General features: G+C 67.9%; 12 protein-coding genes. 7 read left to right on the forward strand and 5 right to left on the reverse strand.

All coding sequences use genetic code 11. The features are described 5' to 3' along the window. Positions 1 to 34: 34 nt before the first annotated feature. Complete coding sequence (locus PcP3B5_RS04955; protein ID WP_420820161.1) at positions 35 to 4,294, reverse strand: sensor domain-containing protein; 4,260 nt, start codon at positions 4,292 to 4,294, stop codon at positions 35 to 37. Between the two features lie 249 nt (positions 4,295 to 4,543). Here PcP3B5_RS04955 and ettA point away from each other — a divergent pair, with 249 nt between their 5' ends. Together ettA and gdhA are read left to right on the forward strand one after the other, a co-directional pair. Then, positions 4,544 to 6,208 (forward strand): energy-dependent translational throttle protein EttA, encoded by a 1,665-nt coding sequence (ettA, locus tag PcP3B5_RS04960; RefSeq protein WP_009617524.1) that lies wholly within the window; start codon positions 4,544 to 4,546, stop codon positions 6,206 to 6,208. Between the two features lie 230 nt (positions 6,209 to 6,438). Next, complete coding sequence (gene gdhA, locus PcP3B5_RS04965) at positions 6,439 to 7,773, forward strand: NADP-specific glutamate dehydrogenase (RefSeq protein ID WP_043313633.1); 1,335 nt, start codon at positions 6,439 to 6,441, stop codon at positions 7,771 to 7,773. 385 nt (positions 7,774 to 8,158) lie between these two features. On the opposite strand, the gene PcP3B5_RS04970 is transcribed toward gdhA, so the two are convergent. From PcP3B5_RS04970 to PcP3B5_RS04985, 4 genes are all read right to left on the reverse strand, one after another. Further along, positions 8,159 to 9,181, reverse strand: a complete 1,023-nt coding sequence (locus tag PcP3B5_RS04970; protein ID WP_043313631.1) for a cytochrome-c peroxidase — start codon at positions 9,179 to 9,181, stop codon at positions 8,159 to 8,161. A 130-nt stretch (positions 9,182 to 9,311) separates the two neighbouring features. Beyond that, the gene (locus PcP3B5_RS04975) at positions 9,312 to 10,532 is read right to left on the reverse strand and encodes an RtcB family protein (RefSeq protein WP_061560699.1); all 1,221 of its coding nucleotides are present in this window, start codon (positions 10,530 to 10,532) and stop codon (positions 9,312 to 9,314) included. Between the two features lie 46 nt (positions 10,533 to 10,578). Beyond that, positions 10,579 to 12,444: an Lnb N-terminal periplasmic domain-containing protein gene (locus PcP3B5_RS04980; protein ID WP_061560700.1), complete on the reverse strand. Its 1,866-nt coding sequence runs from the start codon at positions 12,442 to 12,444 to the stop codon at positions 10,579 to 10,581. A 57-nt stretch (positions 12,445 to 12,501) separates the two neighbouring features. Then, the gene (locus PcP3B5_RS04985) at positions 12,502 to 12,990 is read right to left on the reverse strand and encodes a DUF3015 domain-containing protein (protein ID WP_009617533.1); all 489 of its coding nucleotides are present in this window, start codon (positions 12,988 to 12,990) and stop codon (positions 12,502 to 12,504) included. A gap of 231 nt (positions 12,991 to 13,221) precedes the next feature. Between PcP3B5_RS04985 and PcP3B5_RS04990 the strand changes: the two genes are divergently transcribed. From PcP3B5_RS04990 to PcP3B5_RS05010, 5 genes are all read left to right on the forward strand, one after another. Then, complete coding sequence (locus PcP3B5_RS04990) at positions 13,222 to 13,551, forward strand: TraR/DksA family transcriptional regulator (RefSeq protein WP_009617535.1); 330 nt, start codon at positions 13,222 to 13,224, stop codon at positions 13,549 to 13,551. A gap of 99 nt (positions 13,552 to 13,650) precedes the next feature. Then, the gene (locus tag PcP3B5_RS04995; RefSeq protein WP_061560701.1) at positions 13,651 to 16,134 is read left to right on the forward strand and encodes a Lon protease family protein; all 2,484 of its coding nucleotides are present in this window, start codon (positions 13,651 to 13,653) and stop codon (positions 16,132 to 16,134) included. A gap of 179 nt (positions 16,135 to 16,313) precedes the next feature. After that, positions 16,314 to 16,655 (forward strand): PA4575 family protein, encoded by a 342-nt coding sequence (locus PcP3B5_RS05000; protein WP_009617539.1) that lies wholly within the window; start codon positions 16,314 to 16,316, stop codon positions 16,653 to 16,655. A 168-nt stretch (positions 16,656 to 16,823) separates the two neighbouring features. Beyond that, entirely contained in the window at positions 16,824 to 17,318 is a 495-nt protein-coding gene (locus PcP3B5_RS05005; RefSeq protein WP_043273630.1) for a TIGR00645 family protein, read from the forward strand. Between the two features lie 124 nt (positions 17,319 to 17,442). After that, positions 17,443 to 17,742, forward strand: coding sequence for a DUF6482 family protein (locus tag PcP3B5_RS05010; protein WP_009617543.1), 300 nt, complete (start codon positions 17,443 to 17,445; stop codon positions 17,740 to 17,742). The last annotated feature ends 54 nt before the right edge of the window (positions 17,743 to 17,796 follow it).

Consider the following 17,796-nt stretch of genomic DNA (forward strand, 5'->3'; position numbering starts at 1 on the left):
GCGCAGGGCGCGCTCCTACAGGGGAATCCTGGCGCTAGCCGAGCAGGAACAGCGCATTGCTGGAGAACAGCGCGGCGAACTGCTCGGCGGTCATCGGCCGGCCGAACAGGAAGCCCTGCACCTCGTCGCAGCCGTGTTCGCGCAGGAAGTCCAGCTGCGCCTGGCTCTCCACGCCCTCTGCGATCACCATCAGGTTCAGGCTGTGGGCCATGGCGATGATGGCGCGGGCGATCTGTGCGTCCTGCTCGCCGTGGGGCAGGCCGTCGACGAAGCTGCGGTCGATCTTCAGCACGTCGATGGGGAACTGCTTGAGGTAGTTCAGCGACGAGTAGCCGGTGCCGAAGTCGTCCACCGCGATGGCCAGGCCCAGGCGCTTGAGGCCGGAGAGGATGTGCATGGCCTCGGACACGTCGCTCATCAGGATGCTTTCGGTCAGCTCCAGCTCCAGGCAGGCCGGCGGGATGCCGGTTTCCATGAGGATGCCGGCGATGCGCGTGCCCAGCTGGCCATCGGCGAACTGCCGCGCCGAGAGGTTCACCGAGACCTTGGGCACCCGCACCTTGTCGCGGTGCCAGATGCGGATCTGCCGGCAGGCCTCGGCCAGCAGCCAGTCGCCGACCTGGGCGATCAGCCCCAGTTCCTCCAGCACCGGGATGAACTCGGCCGGCGCGATCAGCCCGCGCGTGGGGTGCTGCCAGCGCAGCAGGGCCTCGGCACCGGTGAGGCGGCGGCCGTCGCCGGTGAACTGCGGCTGGTAGTGCAGGATGAATTCGTCCTGCTCGATGGCGCGGCGCAGGTCGCTTTCCAGCTCCAGGCGCTCCAGGGCGCGGGCGTTCATCTCGGCCTGGTAGAACTGGAAGTTGTTCTTGCCCACTTCCTTGGCGTGGTACATGGCGGTGTCGGCGTTCTTCATCAACTGGCTCAGCTCGGCGCCGTCCTGCGGCGACAGGGCCACGCCGATGCTGGCGGTGACGAAGAACTCGCGGCCTTCCAGGGTGAAGGGCCGGGCGAGGCTGGCGAGGATGCGCTCGGCCACCTGGATGGCGCGCTTGAGCGCCTTGTCGCGGTCCTCCAGGCCCGGCAGCAGCAGGGTGAACTCGTCGCCGCCCATGCGCGCCACGGTGTCGTTGTCGCTGACGCACTGGTTTAGGCGCTCGGCCACTTCCTTGAGCATGCGGTCGCCCGCGGCGTGGCCCAGGGAGTCGTTGATCGGCTTGAAGCGGTCGAGGTCGAGGAACATCAGCACCACCCACTGGCGGTGCCGCTCGGCCTGCATCAGCGCGGTGTGCAGGCGGTCCTGGAACAGCGTGCGGTTGGGCAGGTGGGTGAGGGCGTCGTAGTAGGCCAGGCGGTGGATGCGCCGCTCGCTGGCCTTGCGCTCGCTGATGTCGCTGAAGAAGCAGACGAAGCTGACCAGGTCGCCTTCCTCGTCCTGCACCGCGGTGATGCCCACCCAGGACGGGTACAGCTCGCCGCTCTTGCGCTTCTGCAGGATCTCGCCCTCCCAGCTGCCGCTGCGCTGCAGGCTGTCGAGCACGTGCTTGAGCTGGTTGGCTTCCTGCTGGTCGGCGGTGAGCAGGCGCGGCTGCTGGTCGAGCACCTCGGCGGCGCTGTAGCCGGTCAGGCGCGAGAAGGAGTCGTTGACCTGGACGATGTAGCCGGCCGGGTCGGTGACCATGATGGCCGCGGTGGAATGCTCGAACACGGTGGCGGCCATACGCATCTCGCGCTCGGCGCGGCGCTGCTGGCTGATGTCGCGGGCCACGCCGAGCAGGCCGACGAAGCGCCCGTTGTCGTCCCACATCAGGGCGATGCGCAGCTCCACCGGGACCTTGCGGCCGTCGGCGCGCAGGCAGTCGAAGGTGAACAGGTGCACCGCGCTGGATTCGCGCAGGGCGGCCAGCCGGCGCGGCGCGCCTATGGCATCGCGCACGCGCTCCAGCAGGTCGTGCAGGCGCCCCAGCTGGGCCGGGTTGGCGGCGATCTGCTGCAGGTCGTTGTGCAGCAGCCAGGCCGGGCTGTAGCCGAAGGTCTGCTCGATCGACGGGCTGATGTAGTCGATGTTCAGCTGGGCGTCGGTGGTGAGGATCACGTCGCTGATGCTTTCCGCCAGCATCTGGTAGCGGCGGCTGCTCTCGCGCAGCGAGTTGTTCGCCTCCACCGTGTCGGTGATGTCCTTGGCCACGCCGATCAGGCGCGCCACGCGGCCGTCGGCGTCGCGGCTGAAGGCCTGCTCGCGGATGTCGAACCAATGCCAGCTGCCGTCGCGGTGGCGCCAGCGCAGCAGGCTGTCGAGCAGCAGGTTGTCGCCGATCACCTGTTGCAGGTTGCGCACGCGCCAGTAGTACTCGACGTCGTCCGGGTGCAGCAGGCATTCCCAGAAGCGCTCGCCCATCTGCTGCAGCTCGTCCTTGCCGTAGCCCAGTTGGCTGCCCAGGTGGTGGTTGCTGAAGATCACCCGGCGCGCGGTGATGTCGTGGATGTAGAGGGTGTCGGGCACCGCGCGCACGGCGTCGGACCAGAACTTCTCGCGCTCGATCAGCGACAGCTCGACCTGCTTGCGGCTGCTGATGTCGGACAGGCTCAGGGTGACCGCGCGGTAGTCCGGCAGGTGCTCGGGGATGCGCAGCTGCAGCCAGAAGTGGCGCAGCTCGCCCTGGCCGGTGCGGATGGCGACTTCCTGCTCGATGGGGCCGGTGCCGCAGAGGATCGCCTCGATGATGCGCGCGCGGGCGCTGCCGGGGCGCCGCGGGCTGTCGCTGATCAGGCGCCGCCAGGCCTGCTCGCCGCTCTCCACGCCGAGCAGCCGGCGCGCCACCTCGTTGACCTCGCTGATGCGGATCAGCCGCAGCAGCTGCGGCCAGTGTTCCTCGCGGCGATCCAGCCAGGCCTCCAGGCGGCCCGGCTCGCGCAGGCCGTTGTCGGTGAAGAAGCGCTGCAGGTCCGAGAGGTCGAGCACGCAGAGCGCCACGCCGACGCCGTCGAAGATGTCCTGGTAGCGCCGCCGGGTTTCTTCCAGCACCTGCAGCGAGCGCTGTTCCTCGGTGACGTCGCGCAGCACCCAGACATGCCCGCCCGGCGCCTGCTGGCCGCGCAGCACCCAGCCGGGCGCCTCGCCCGGCGGGGATTCCTCCAGCGGATGGCGGCTGACGGTATAGCGCCGGCGGCGGCCGTTGCGTTCCAGGGTGACGTGCTGGGTGCCCGATGGCTGGCCTTCGCCGCTCTGCCGTTCCAGCTCCGGCAGCAGGCGGGCGAGATGGTGCTGCGGGGCGTCTTCGGCGCTCACGCCCAGCAGCCGCTCCGCCGGCGGGTTGAGATAGACCAGGCGGCCGTCGGCGCTGGTCACCAGCACCCGCTCGTCCACCGCCGCCAGGGCCTGGGCGGCCTGGCGCAGGCGCGACTGCGAGTCGGCGGTCTGCGCGCGCAGGCTCTGTTGTTCGCGTTGCAGGCGCAGCAGGGCGGCGCAGCTGATGCCGGCCAGCAACAGCAGCAGGCCCAGCTCGCCGAGCAGGCGCGGCGGCAGCCTGGGCTGCAGGACGGGCGTATCGACCAGCGGGCGGACCTGCCAGTCGCTGTTGGCGACCTTCAGCGCCGGCGCTTCGACGCTTTCCGGCGCGGCGTCGGTCGGCTCGTCGGGCGCGGCCAGGATCGGGTGGCCGACCTCATCTTCCAGCACCCAGGCGTGGCCGCCGTCCAGGATGCGTCCGGTCCATTGCCGGCGCGCCTCGGCGGCGTCCAGGCGGAGCACGGCGAAGGGGCCACCGGCATCCTGGAGGCGCAGCAGCAGGTAGAAGTGGCCGCCATCGGCGTCGCTGTAGGCGTAGTGGAAGGAGCTGGCGCCGGCGCGCTGACGCAGGCCGGCGATGAAGGCGTCGTCGCCGCTGTCCGGCGCGGTGTCCAGTTGCCTGGCGCCGCTGGCCGCGTACCAGGCCAGGCTGCGCAGGGCGGGGTAGACCTGGCGCAGGTCGTCGAGCAGCAGCGCCGGCTCCTCGCCGCGGCCCAGGCGTTGCAGCGCCAGGCTGCGCGCGGCCAGGGCCTTGAGCTCCAGGGCCAGGGACAGCTGGTGGGCCAGTTCCTGGCTCTGGTGCACCACGCGCTCGCGCTCCAGCCGCGCCTGGCCGAAGTATTCCTGGCCCAGCTGCCAGAGCAGCAGGCCGAGCATCAGCGGCACCAGCAGCAGGGCGCTCCTGATGGCCAGCCGTTCAGGCCGGGCCAGGCTGGCCGGAGGGCGGGGAGGTCTGGACAAGGAGCGGCTACCTGGAACGGGGCGACGGGGTTCGGCGCGCAGTAGCATGCCCGGAAGCAGGGCCAAGTGCCAGTATCGCCGACGAGCGTCGTTTGCCCTTCACGGTCCATTCCGGTAGCTTTGCCGCACGCGCGCGTTGAACGCTGCGCCCTGTTTCCGCGAGTCCGGCCCTGCCGTCGCCGTTCTCGCCGGTCGCCCGCGGCCAATGGTCGCGCCCGGAGCCCCGGGCAACACCGGCCCGCAGGCCGCGACAGCCATAACGGCCATTCACACTTTCATCCCAGAAGCTAGGTATCCATGGCTCAATACGTCTATACCATGCACCGGGTCGGCAAGGTCGTGCCGCCCAAGCGTGAAATCCTCAAGGACATCTCCCTGTCGTTCTTCCCCGGCGCCAAGATCGGCGTGCTGGGCCTGAACGGCGCGGGTAAATCCACCCTGCTGCGCATCATGGCCGGCGTCGACACCGAGATCGAGGGCGAAGCCCGCCCGATGCCGGGCATCAAGGTCGGCTACCTGCCGCAGGAGCCGCAGCTCGACCCGCAGAAGACCGTGCGCGACGTGGTCGAGGAAGCGGTGGACGAGGTCAAGCAGGCCCAGGCCCGCCTGGACGAGGTCTACGCCGCCTACGCCGAGCCGGACGCCGACTTCGACGCCCTGGCCGCCGAGCAGGCCAAGCTGGAAGCCATCATCCATTCCTCCGACGGCCATAACCTGGAGCGCCAGCTGGAAGTCGCCGCCGACGCCCTGCGTCTGCCGCCGTGGGACGCGAAGATCGAACACCTCTCCGGTGGCGAGAAGCGCCGCGTGGCGCTGTGCCGCCTGCTGCTGTCGGCCCCCGACATGCTGCTGCTGGACGAACCGACCAACCACCTGGACGCCGACTCCGTCGCCTGGCTGGAACACTTCCTCCACGACTTCCCCGGCACCGTGGTGGCGATCACCCACGACCGCTACTTCCTCGACAACGTCGCCGGCTGGATCCTCGAACTGGACCGTGGCCACGGCATCCCCTTCGAGGGCAACTACTCCGGCTGGCTGGAATCCAAGGCCAACCGCCTGGCCCAGGAAGCCAAGCAGGAGGCCTCCCACGCCAAGGCCATGAAGGCCGAACTGGAGTGGGTGCGCCAGGGCGCCAAGGGCCGCCAGGCCAAGTCCAAGGCCCGCCTGCAGCGCTTCGAGGAAATGCAGTCGCAGGAATTCCAGAAGCGCAGCGAGACCAACGAAATCTACATCCCGGCCGGCCCGCGCCTGGGCGACAAGGTCATCGAGCTGCGCAACGTGTGCAAGGGCTACGGCGACCGTGTGCTGATCGACGACCTGTCGCTGAGCATTCCCAAGGGCGCCATCGTCGGCGTGATCGGCGGCAACGGCGCGGGCAAGTCCACCCTGTTCCGCATGCTGACCGGCAAGGAACAACCGGACTCGGGCACCATCGAGATCGGCGAAACCGTGCAGATCGCCAGCGTCGACCAGAGCCGCGACAGCCTGGACGGCACCAAGACCGTGTGGGAGCAGGTTTCCGACGGTTTCGAGCAGATCAGGATCGGCAACTACGAAGTCCCCTCGCGCAGCTACGTCGGCCGCTTCAACTTCAAGGGCGCCGACCAGCAGAAGTTCGTCAAGGACCTCTCCGGTGGTGAGCGTGGCCGCCTGCACCTGGCCCTGACCCTGAAGCAGGGCGGCAACGTGCTGCTGCTCGACGAACCGTCCAACGACCTCGACGTGGAAACCCTGCGCGCCCTGGAAGAGGCGCTGCTGGACTTCCCCGGCGCCGCCATCGTGATTTCCCACGATCGCTGGTTCCTGGACCGTATCGCCACCCACATCCTGTCCTACGAGGACGACGGCAAGGTGACCTTCTTCGAAGGCAACTACACCGAGTTCGAAGCCGACCGCAAGAAGCGCCTGGGCGAGGCTGCCGCGCAGCCGCACCGCGTGCGCTACAAGAAGCTGGCGTAAGCCGCTTCTCACGACAGACGGGGCCTTCGGGCCCCGTTTTCGTAGGTGTACGAAGCAATCTGAAACATTTAGAAATACTTGCTGTAGCCCAGTAGCTGAAAGGGCTTTCTTACAGATTTGCACCAAAAAGATTCATAAAGGCGTCATGTCGCACTGTCTCGGTGCGATATCGGTTGTTAGAGTCTCGCCGCAAAAGGGCCCCGCCCATAATCAGAAAGACCGGTGTAGACATGACGCAATCCGTTGACTCGTTCCTCGAGCGCCTCAAGCGGCGCGACCCCGATCAGCCCGAATTCCACCAGGCGGTGGAAGAGGTGCTGCGTTCCCTCTGGCCGTTCCTCGAAGCCAACCCGCGCTACCAGCAGGCCGGCATCCTCGAGCGCATCGTCGAGCCCGAACGCGCCATCCTGTTCCGCGTGCCCTGGGTCGACGACCAGGGCCGGGTGCGGGTCAACCGCGGCTTCCGCGTACAGATGAGCAGCGCCATCGGCCCGTACAAGGGCGGCCTGCGCTTCCACCCCTCGGTGAACCTGGGCGTGCTCAAGTTCCTGGCCTTCGAGCAGGTGTTCAAGAACTCCCTGACCTCGCTGCCCATGGGCGGCGGCAAGGGCGGCTCGGACTTCGACCCCAAGGGCAAGAGCGATGCCGAGGTGATGCGCTTCTGCCAGTCGTTCATGAGCGAGCTGTACCGCCACGTCGGCGCCGACCTGGACGTGCCGGCCGGTGACATCGGCGTGGGCGCCCGCGAGATCGGCTACCTGTTCGGCCAGTACAAGCGCCTGGCCAACGAGTTCAGCTCGGTGCTCACCGGCAAGGGCCTGGCCTACGGCGGCAGCCTGATCCGCCCGGAAGCCACCGGCTACGGCTGCGTGTACTTCGCCCAGGAGATGCTCAAGGCCCGCGAAAGCGGTTTCGACGGCCAGCGCGTGGCCATCTCCGGCTCCGGCAACGTGGCCCAGTACGCGGCGCAGAAGGTGATGGAACTGGGCGGCAAGGTGATCTCGCTGTCCGACTCCGAAGGCACCCTGTTCGCCGAGGGCGGCCTGAGCCTGGAACAGTGGGAAGAAGTGATGGAGCTGAAGAACGTCCGCCGCGGCCGTCTCAGCGAAATGACCGGCCCCGGCCTGCGCTTCCTGGCCGGCCAGCGCCCCTGGGCGCTGCCCTGCGACATCGCGCTGCCCTGCGCGACGCAGAACGAGCTGGACGCCGAGGACGCCCGCACCCTGCTGGGCAACGGCTGCATCTGCGTGGCCGAAGGCGCCAACATGCCGTCGACCCTCGAGGCTGTGGATATCTTCCTCGAAGCCGGCATCCTCTACGCGCCGGGCAAGGCCTCCAACGCCGGCGGCGTCGCCACCAGCGGCCTGGAGATGAGCCAGAACGCCATGCGCCTGCACTGGAGCGCCGGCGAAGTGGACCAGCGCCTGCACGGCATCATGCAGAACATCCACCACGCCTGCGTCGCCCACGGCGAGGAGAATGGCCGGATCAACTACGTGAAGGGCGCCAACATCGCCGGCTTCGTCAAGGTCGCCGACGCCATGCTGGCGCAAGGGGTGGTCTGACCTGCTGATGCGTAGGGCGTATAACGCTCCGCGTTATGCGCCGCCTGGCCGTGGCTCCAGGCGCGCTCGGATTTGGTCTCGGAGGCGCTTCGATCCCGGCCAATAAGCCGGGCATGAGGTGGGTGTAGCGGCGTATAACCGCGAACGGTTATACGCCCTACGTCCCGGCCGGCCATGGCGATGGGTATCGCTTCGCTCCACCCATCCTACGCGAGCGCACCGAGGTTCTTTTCGTAGGGACCTTGTCCGCGATAGCCGGAGGTTCCGGCGCGATTCGCGGATGAGATCCGCTCCTACACTGCGCCACCTACGCCGTTCCCCTGTAGGAGCGCGCCCTGCGCGCGAATCGCAGGCAGGGCCTGCTCCTACAGGTGAATGCCCGTTCTCAATCCACCGGCCGCGGCGTGCTGGCGGTGCTCGGCGGCAGCAGCGGGTATTCCACCTGCGGCTGTTTGCCGGTGACGGTCTTGAGGAAGGCGACTATGTCGCCCACTTCACCGGCATCCAATTGCTTGCCCAGTTGCGCAGTGCCCATGATCGTCACCGCTTCCTCCAGGTCCCACACCTGCCCGCTGTGGAAGTAGGGCGCGGTGAGGGCCACGTTGCGCAGCGGCGCGGCGCGGAACACGTATTCGTCGTTCTGCGTCTTGGTCACCGCGAAGCGGCCCTTGTCGCCGCTGGGCAGGATGCTGGCGTCGGGCTTCTTCACCAGGCCGAACGGGAAGTAGGCCTGGCCGCCCAGGTTCACGCCGTTGTGGCAGCTGATGCAGCCGGCGCTCATGAAGGCCTGCAGCCCTTTCTTCTCCTTGGCGTCCAGGGCCTTGTCGTCGCCCTTGAGGTACTGGTCGAAACGCGAGTCGGGGGTGATCAGCGTCGATTCGAAGGCCTGCAGCGCGCGGGCCATGTTGTCGAAGCTCACCGCCTGCTTGTCGCCGGGGAAGGCCTTTTCGAAGGCCGCCACGTACTCGGGCATGCTCTTGAGCGTGGCCTCGACGTTCTTCGGCGTGTTGTGCATCTCCACCGGGTTCTGCACCGGGCCCTTGGCCTGTTCCTCCAGGTCCTTGGCGCGGCCGTCCCAGAACTGCGCCACGTTGAACACCGCGTTGAACACCGTCGGCGAGTTGCGCGCCCCTTTCTGCCAGGCGTGGCCGCTGGAGGCCGGCACGTTGTCGGCGCCGCCGGTGCCGATGTTGTGGCAGGTGTTGCAACTGATCACGTGGCTGGCCGACAGGCGTGGCTCGAAGAACAACTGGCGGCCCAGCTCCACCTGGGCCGCATCCAGCCCGGTGGTCTGCTCGGGGATGGGCTTGAAGATGGCGTTGGCCTGGTCGCGCAAGGCGTCGGCGTGGGCGGCGGTGCTGCTGGCGGCCAACAACAGGCCGCCCAGGGCCAGTTTCAGGGGCTGCATGGAGTGTTCTCCTCGTTATCAGGCTATTGGTTTTTTCCTGTTTCAAGGAGAGGCCAGGCGGCGAGGGCGAGAATTGACCGGGATCAAGCCGCCCCTCCCGGGGCAATGGGTGCGGGGATATGCCGCAGCTTCAACCCTTCACGCAGACCACCTGGCGCAGGGTGTGCACCACTTCCACCAGGTCGCGCTGGGCGGCCATCACTGCGTCTATGTCTTTGTAGGCCATGGGGATCTCGTCGATCACGTCCTTGTCCTTGCGGCATTCGACGTGGGCGGTGGCGCGCACCTGGTCCTCGACGCTGAAGCGCTTCTTCGCCTGGGTGCGGCTCATGCTGCGCCCGGCGCCGTGGCTGCAGGAGCAGAACGCTTCTTCGTTGCCCAGGCCGCGGACGATGAAGCTCTTCGCCCCCATGGAGCCGGGAATGATGCCCAGCTGGCCCTTCTGCGCCGACACCGCGCCCTTGCGCGTGACCAGCACCTCGCGGCCGAAATGCCGCTCGCGCTGCACGTAGTTGTGGTGGCAGTTCACCGCTTCCAGGCTGGCCTCGAAGGGTTTGCGGATCACCTTGCGCGCCGCGGCGATCACCGCCTGCATCATCAGCTCGCGGTTCTGCCGGGCGAAGTCCTGGGCCCAGCCCACCGCCTCGACATAGTCGTCGAAGTGCCGGCTGCCTTCCTCGAAGTAGGCCAGGTCCTTGTCCGGCAGATTGGCCAGGTGCTGGCGCATGTCGGCCTGGGCCAGTTCGATGAACAGGCAGCCGATGGCGTTGCCCACCCCGCGCGAGCCGCTGTGCAGCATGAACCAGACGCGCCCGGCCTCGTCCAGGCAGACCTCGATGAAGTGGTTGCCGGTGCCCAGGGTGCCCAGGTGGTTGCGGTTGTTGGTCTTCTCCAGGCGCGGGTACTTGTCGGTGATGGCGCGGAAGCGCCGGGCCAGGCCCTTCCAGGCTTGGTCGGCGTGGGCCGGCACCTCGTTCCAGGCGCCCTGGTCGTGGCGGCCGAAGGTCTTGCCGTGGGGCACCGCCTTCTCGATGGCGCTGCGCAGGCCGTGCAGGTTGTCCGGCAGGTCGGCGGCGAGCAGCGAGGTGCGTGCGGCGATCATGCCGCAGCCGATGTCTACGCCGACCGCGGCCGGGATGATGGCGCCGACGGTGGGGATCACGCTGCCGATGGTCGAGCCCTTGCCCAGGTGCACGTCGGGCATCACCGCCAGGTGCCTGAAGATGAACGGCAGGCGCGCGGTGTTCATCAGCTGCTGGCGCGCCTCGTCTTCCACGGGCACGCCCTGGGTCCAGAGCTTGATCGGCTTGCCGCCGGCGACTTCGAGCAGGGTGGGGGCTGGGGTTTTCATGGCGCGCTACCCGCCCGCCATCGCGGCGGGCGCTGAATCCGTCGATTCAGTAATGGTACCAGCGCAGCTCCAGCATGACCTCGCTGACCGGCCCGGCCTGGTGGCTGAACTGGCGTTCGGCGGACAGCCGCAGGCCCAGGTTGCGGCCCAGTTCCACCTGCTGGCCGAGGCTCAGGCTGCGGCGCACCTCGCCGTTGTGGAAGTAGTCGCCCTTGCCCTCCAGGGCCAGGTTGCCCAGCGGGTTGCGCCAGAGCACGCCGGTGTCGAAGCCCACTGCCGGCGCCACGGTCGCGGCGAAGTCGGGGTTGTTCTCGATGCGCGCGGTGCCCAGGGCGTAAGCCTGCAGGTCGTCGGCGAGCTTCCAGCTGCCGCCGGCGCCGCCGTTGACGTGGCCGGCCAGGGTGTCGTGGTCGTCGTCGCTGTGCTTGCCCGGCACCCGCTCCCAGCCGCCGGTGACCTGCCAGGACAGCGGCTGCAGCAGGGCGTTGCGCGGCGTCATGGAGCGGATGCTGACCAGGTCGAGGCGCTGCAGCTGCCAGCGGTTGCCTTCGTACTGGCGCAGGCGCAGGTCGCCCAGTTCCAGCTGCGCGCCCTGGGGGAAGCCGTAGCTGTTGTCCAGCAGGTCGTGGTAGGCCATGCGCAGGCCGTAGTCGGCGAAGGCCTGACCGTCGCGGCTGCCGGCGCCGAGCTGCCAGGTCAGCGACTGGTGGCCTTCCTCCGGCTGCCCCGGGCGTTCCACCTGGGCCGGCGGCGGCGGGTTCTGGTTGATCGCGCGCAGCAACTGGTAGCTGCGCGCGGCGTCGGCCTCGTCGCGTTCCTTGCCGGTGGCGCGGTAGCGCAGCAGGCGGAAGGCGGTGTCCTGCACCAGGGCCTGGCGCGGCGCGGGCAGGGCCTTGAATTCGGGGGAATCGAGCAGGCGGTCGTCGTCGGCCAGGCGCCGGGCCAGCTGCTTCTCGCCGGCGTCCAGCGGCTCGGCGCGGGCCAGCAGTTCCTTCTCCCGCGAGGGGCGGTAGTCGACCTTGTCGATCATCCCGGCCTGCTTCACCGCGCGCACCGTGTCGGTGGGGATGGCGTAGAGCGGGAATTCGCCGGTCAGCTTCACCCCGGGGCGGGCGATCTCCAGCAGTTCGAGCAGGCGGAAGGAGCAGTTCTCGTCGAAGAAGAAGTACTTGAAGCGGACCTGCTTGAGCTCCCACACGTGCTCGACCATGCGCCCGGTCTCCTCGGGCGTGAGGTTCAGGCGGTATTCCCAGAGGTCGCGGTTCTCCAGGCGGCTGTATTCGGAGAGCTTCTCGCGGTAGGGCACCAGGGCGAACAGGCCGGGGTAGCCGCCCATCAGGCCCTTCCAGGCGTAGAGGATGCTGTTGTCCATGCCCTCGATGTAGGCGCCGAAGTTCAGCGCGTAGCTGAGCAGGGCGGTGTTGTTGCTGTCGACGTCGGCCTGGTCGATGCGCAGCAGGGTGTGGCCGAACATCGACGAGGGGCTGTTCAGGTAGGCGGCGGGGAACACCAGCACGGCGCTGTGCGGGTTGATGTCGCCGTACCAGGTGTCGTACTCCTTGCACGCCGGCCGCGGCAGGCCGGTCAGCTGCAATTGCTGCTTCAGCCAGCGGGTGCGCGCCGGGTAGACGCACTGGGCATGCTTGTCGCCGAGGTCGGGGGCGGCGTAGAGCGCGTCGACGGTGGCCTTGAGCTCATGCTCCGGCGAACGCTCGCCGTCCTCGGCGAGGAAGAACCTGTCGTCGTCGACGAAGCTGCGCCAGCCGCCCAGCTTGCTCGGCGTGTAGTGCCCCAGGGCCAGCCAGTAGGGCTGCGCGGCCAGGGCCTGGAGGCGGGATTCGGGAAACTGGGGGCTCGCGTGCAGGGATGCGCAGGCGCACAGCGCCAGCCATGGCAACAGGCGTTTGGGCATGGGGACCTTAGCGGGTCGAGGTAGGGGAGCCCGCCCCGGTGGGGCGGGCCGTCAGGCTCAGGCCTGTTCCGCGTACTTGGCCAGGCGGGTGTCCTGTTTCAGCACGGCCTGGGTGTTGGCGTAGACGTCCTCGGCGGTGACGTCGGACTTGTTGAAGATCTGCGCGAAGTGCTCGTGGGTCACTTCGGCGAAGTGCGCGCGGTCTTCGGGTTTCACGCCCAGGACCACGGCGTAGGTGGTCAGCGCTTCGCCGTCACCCTTGGCCATGTCTTCGGACAGCTCGTCCATCATGCTGCTGAGCACGATCATCGGCTTGCCGCCGTAGGTCAGCGCGCCATTGGTGTGGCAACCGTTGGTGCCGGTGGTCATGCCGAAGGTGTTGTTGCCCGAGGAGCCGTTGGTGGTGGCCGCCAGCACGTGGGTGGCGGTGCCGCGCTGGCCCTTGAAGAGCATCTGGCCCCAGCCGCAGCCGTCGCTGCCGGGGGCGTCGGCGAAGGCGCCGATGGAAACGGTGGCGAGGAGGGTACCGAGTAGAATCCTTTTCATCTGCGTATCTCTCTTTGTTCGAATGCATGGCTGTACGTAGCCGCTGACAGCAAACAGCGCCTGCCAGAGCTTTGTAGGAATATCCTGAGGGTGTCAAGGCGCGATGTCCCTGAATCCTCGGCGGGGAGAACCGCGTCATGCTCCCTGCAACAGGCTATTGATCGGTATCAGCGGCGATTCCCTTGGAACCGGCCACACTTGAAACAGTTCCTTGTCCGTCGGAGAGGCGTCATGGCCGTAGATGATTTCGACCCCCGTTCTGCCCTGGATGCGCTGGCCAGCGAATATTCCCAGCGTGCCGCCGCGATCCGCAGCGACCTGGCGCGGACCCACTCGCCGGACTTCGCCGAACAGGCCCAGCAGCGGGAGAACGACGATGTGCTGCGGGCCCTGCTGGCCGAAGCCGAGGCGGGCATGCGCCTGGTGGGCCTGGCGCGCCTGCGTCTGGCGGACGGAACCTACGGACAGTGCGTACGCTGCGGCGAAGCCATCGAGCCCCGCCGCCTGCGCGCCCTGCCGGCCACGGAATACTGCCTGCGCTGCGCCGATCTGCAGCACTGATCGGCCAGGGCTTGCGCGCGCCTTGCCAGTGGCGCGCGGGCAGCGCGAGAATGCGGGCAACTCTCCGCGGCCCCGTGCCGCCCGATGCAAGGATTTCCGATGCCCCAATCCGTTGCCGCCGGCCTGCGCCTGGCGCCCGATGAACTGACCCGTCCCTTTTCGCCCGAGCAGTTTGCCTTCGCCACCACCGACGATCTGGAGCCCTTCCTCGGCGTCCTAGGACAGGAGCGTGCGGTGGAGGCCCTGCAGTTCGGTGTGGCGATGCCGCGGCCGGGCTACAACGTGTTCGTCATGGGCGAGCCGGGGACCGGGCGCTTCTCCTTCGTGCAGCGCTATCTGAAGGCCGAGGCCAAGCGCCTGCCGACGCCGGCCGACTGGGTCTACGTCAACCACTTCGAGGAGGGCCGCGAGCCGCGCGCCATCGAACTGCCGCCGGGCAGCGCCGCCGACTTCGGCGCGGACATCGACCAACTGATCGACAACCTGCTGTCGACCTTCCCCTCGGTGTTCGAGAACCCGGCCTACCAGCAGAAGAAGAGCGCCATCGACCGCGCCTTCAACCAGCGCTACGACAAGGCCCTGGACACCGTCGAGCGCCTGGCCCTGGACAAGGACGTGGCGCTGTACCGCGACAGCTCGAACATCGCCTTCACCCCGATGAAGGACGGCAAGGCCCTCGACGAGGCCGAGTTCGCCCAACTGCCGGAGGCCGAGCGCGAGCGTTTCCACGCCGATATCGCCGACCTCGAGGAACAGCTCAACGAGGAGCTGGCCAGCCTGCCGCAGTGGAAGCGCGAGTCCAGCAACCAGCTGCGCCAGCTCAACGAGGAGACCATCACCCTCGCGCTGCAGCCGCTGCTGGCGCCGCTGGTGGAGAAGTACAACAACAACACCGGCGTGTGCACCTACCTGCAGGCCATGCAACTGAACCTGCTGAAGACCGTGGTCGACCAGCTGGTGGACACCGAGCGCAGCGATGCCCAGCGCAAGCTGATGCTGCAGGAGCTGTACGCGCCCAACCAGGTGATCGGCCACCACACCACCAGCGGCGCGCCGGTGGTGTTCGAGTCGCACCCGACCTACGACAACCTGTTCGGCCGCATCGAATACGCCTCCGACCAGGGCGCCCTCTACACCAGCTACCGGCAGCTGCGCCCGGGCGCGCTGCACCGCGCCAACGGCGGCTTCCTGGTGCTGGAGGCGGAGAAGCTGCTGGGCGAGCCCTTCGTCTGGGACGCGCTCAAGCGCGCCCTGCAGTCGCGCCAGCTGAAGATGGAATCGCCGCTGGCCGAACTCGGCCGCCTGGCCGCCATGAGCCTGACGCCGCAGGTGATCCCGCTGCACCTGAAGGTCATCATCATCGGCTCGCGGCAGATCTACTACACCCTGCAGGACCTGGACCCGGACTTCCAGGAGATGTTCCGCGTGCTGGTCGACTTCGACGAGGACATCCCGCTGGCCGAGGACAGCCTCGAACAGTTCGCCCAACTGCTCAAGACGCGCACCTCGGAAGAGGGCATGGCGCCGCTGAGCGCCACCGCGGTGGCGCGCCTGGCCACCTACAGCGCGCGCCTGGCCGAGCACCAGGGGCGGCTGTCGGCGCGCATCGGCGACCTGTTCCAACTGGTCAGCGAGGCGGACTTCATCCGCCAACTGGCCAACGAGCCGGTCACCGACCTGGGCCACATCGAGCGCGCCCTCAAGGCCAAGGAAACCCGCACCGGCCGCGTCTCGGCGCGGATTCTCGACGACATGCTGGCCGGCATCGTGCTGATCGACACCGAAGGCGCCGCCGTGGGCAAGTGCAACGGCCTCACCGTGCTGGAGGTGGGCGACTCGGTGTTCGGCGTGCCGGCGCGCATCTCCGCCACCGTCTACCCGGGCGGCAGCGGCATCGTCGACATCGAGCGCGAGGTCAGCCTGGGCCAGCCGATCCACTCCAAGGGCGTGATGATCCTCACCGGCTACCTGGGCAGCCGCTACGCCCAGGAGTTTCCGCTGGAAATCTCCGCGAGCATTGCCCTGGAGCAGTCCTACGGCTACGTCGACGGCGACAGCGCCTCGCTCGGCGAGGTCTGCACGCTGATCTCGGCGCTGTCGCGCACGCCGCTGCGGCAGTGCTTCGCCATCACCGGCTCGATCAACCAGTTCGGCGAAGTGCAGGCGGTGGGCGGCGTCAACGAGAAGATCGAAGGCTTCTTCCGCCTCTGCGAGGCCCGCGGCCTGACCGGCGAGCAGGGGGTGATCATCCCGCGTTCCAACGTCACCACCCTGATGCTCGACGAGCGCGTGCTGCAGGCGGTGCGCAACGGCCTGTTCAACGTCTACGCGGTGCGCCACGTCGACGAGGCGCTGGGCCTGCTGGTCGGCGAGCCAGCCGGCGCGCCGGACGCCAAGGGCCAGTTCCCGGCCGGCAGCGTCAACGCGCGGGTGGTCGAGCGCCTCAAGGAGATCGACGCCATGGGCATGGACGAGGAGGACAAGGAAAAGCTCGCCAAGGAGGCCGCGCCGGCCGCCGCCAAGGCCGTAAAGGCGCCCCAGGTGGAGAAGGAGCGGGCGCGCAAGAAGAAGGACAGCGACTGAGCCCGCTGCCGCTGGCCAGTCCTTGACCAGCGGCGGAGTCCCCAGCAATGGCGCTCGTCGGGCGCCGTTGCCCCCGTGGTGTCCACAACGATATCCACAGCTATGGTGGATAAAACGGGCTTTCCCGAGGTCAACCCCGGGTGTAGGCTCGAAAACAGGACAACCGCGAGGGTGCCGCCATGCCGCGTAACCTCTGCCTTATCCGCCCCTGTCTGGGGTTGACCACGCGCATCGAGTGCGTGATCAGGCCGCTGGCCGGAGAGAATGGACTCTGGACACTGCTCTGCGCCGCGGGCATGGCGGGGGCCCAGCCCACCGCCATCAAGGCCCAGGGCCCGTTCTACGGGCCTTTCGTGGCCGAGGGCGTGCTCGACGCCATCGCCGACTGCCTGGCCCAGCAGGGCTACGTGCCCGCCGACGACCTGCCCATCTGGCAACTGCACCTGCAGGCCGAGCTGCGCCGCATCAATGGTGAGCGCGTGCGAAATTTCGGGGACTACCAGTCTCACCCCGAGTCCTGAAGGCGCATTGCGCAGTCTCTGAGCGCCCGCCGGCAACTCCCGGTGGGCGGGGGCTGGCGCGTTTCTTCCGGCGCTCCTGCACATATTTATCCACAGAATAACTGGATAACTCGCCGCGGGCCTTCAGCTATAATCCTGCGCCATTTCTGAACTCCCTTTGCGAAGGCCATGGAACGTTTCATCGAAAACAGCATGTACGCCGCCCGCTGGCTGCTGGCGCCGGTCTATATCGGCCTGTCGCTGGCATTGCTGGCGCTGACCATCAAGTTCTTCCAGGAAATCTTCCACATCCTGCCGGACATCTTCTCCATCGCCGAGGCCGACCTGATCCTGGTGCTGCTGTCGCTGATCGACATGGCCCTGGTCGGCGGGCTGCTGGTGATGGTGATGTTCTCCGGCTACGAGAACTTCGTCTCGCAGCTGGACATTTCCGAAGGCAAGGAAAAGCTCAGCTGGCTCGGCAAGATGGACGCCAGTTCGCTGAAGAACAAGGTGGCCGCTTCCATCGTGGCGATCTCCTCGATCCACCTGCTGCGCATCTTCATGGACGCCAAGAACGTCCCGGACAACAAGCTGATGTGGTACGTGATCATCCACCTCACCTTCGTCCTCTCCGCGTTCGCCATGGGCTACCTGGACAAGGCCACGCGCCACGACCACTGATCGCTTTTCCCGCCTCCGGCGCACCGCCCGTCAGCCACAACTGACGGGCGGTGTCGTTTGCGCTGGGCGCGGCCGCCGCGCTGTACCAGACTGGCTGCGTTGGAGCCTACCCTGGAGGTGCGCGATGAACCTGCAAGAGCTGACCAACCGTTCCCTCGCCGGGGATATCGACGAACTCAACCTGGTATCCCTGGAGGGCGGCATCTACGTGCTGGAGGCGCGCGTGGGCCAGCGTTTCTTCCCGATCCAGGACGCCAAGGGGCACGTGCTCGGGGTGCGTTCGCTGGAGCACGCCCGCCAACTGCTGACGGCGTTGCCACCGATCCCTTTCCAACTGGTGCATGCCGCGGTGCAGGACGAGATGTGCGGCTCGCAGAGCGGCAGCGCGCAGAACGACGAGGGCGTGCCCATGCCGCTGCATTGAGGTCGCGGTGGGGCGGGGCGGTCGACTGTGCTAGGCTGGCCGCCCTTTTTTACC

It is taken from the genome of Pseudomonas citronellolis (genome assembly GCF_001586155.1).
GTDB classification, from domain to species: Bacteria; Pseudomonadota; Gammaproteobacteria; order Pseudomonadales; family Pseudomonadaceae; genus Pseudomonas; species Pseudomonas citronellolis.

Bases quoted from the DNA above. Each gene is read 5' to 3' on its own strand.
- PcP3B5_RS04955 (WP_420820161.1), bottom strand. From the start codon at position 4,294: ATGCTACTGCGCGCCGAACCCCGTCGCCCCGTTCCAGGTAGCCGCTCC.
- ettA (WP_009617524.1), top strand. From the start codon at position 4,544: ATGGCTCAATACGTCTATACCATGCACCGGGTCGGCAAGGTCGTGCCG.
- gdhA (WP_043313633.1), top strand. From the start codon at position 6,439: ATGACGCAATCCGTTGACTCGTTCCTCGAGCGCCTCAAGCGGCGCGAC.
- PcP3B5_RS04970 (WP_043313631.1), bottom strand. From the start codon at position 9,181: ATGCAGCCCCTGAAACTGGCCCTGGGCGGCCTGTTGTTGGCCGCCAGC.
- PcP3B5_RS04975 (WP_061560699.1), bottom strand. From the start codon at position 10,532: ATGAAAACCCCAGCCCCCACCCTGCTCGAAGTCGCCGGCGGCAAGCCG.
- PcP3B5_RS04980 (WP_061560700.1), bottom strand. From the start codon at position 12,444: ATGCCCAAACGCCTGTTGCCATGGCTGGCGCTGTGCGCCTGCGCATCC.
- PcP3B5_RS04985 (WP_009617533.1), bottom strand. From the start codon at position 12,990: ATGAAAAGGATTCTACTCGGTACCCTCCTCGCCACCGTTTCCATCGGC.
- PcP3B5_RS04990 (WP_009617535.1), top strand. From the start codon at position 13,222: ATGGCCGTAGATGATTTCGACCCCCGTTCTGCCCTGGATGCGCTGGCC.
- PcP3B5_RS04995 (WP_061560701.1), top strand. From the start codon at position 13,651: ATGCCCCAATCCGTTGCCGCCGGCCTGCGCCTGGCGCCCGATGAACTG.
- PcP3B5_RS05000 (WP_009617539.1), top strand. From the start codon at position 16,314: ATGCCGCGTAACCTCTGCCTTATCCGCCCCTGTCTGGGGTTGACCACG.
- PcP3B5_RS05005 (WP_043273630.1), top strand. From the start codon at position 16,824: ATGGAACGTTTCATCGAAAACAGCATGTACGCCGCCCGCTGGCTGCTG.
- PcP3B5_RS05010 (WP_009617543.1), top strand. From the start codon at position 17,443: ATGAACCTGCAAGAGCTGACCAACCGTTCCCTCGCCGGGGATATCGAC.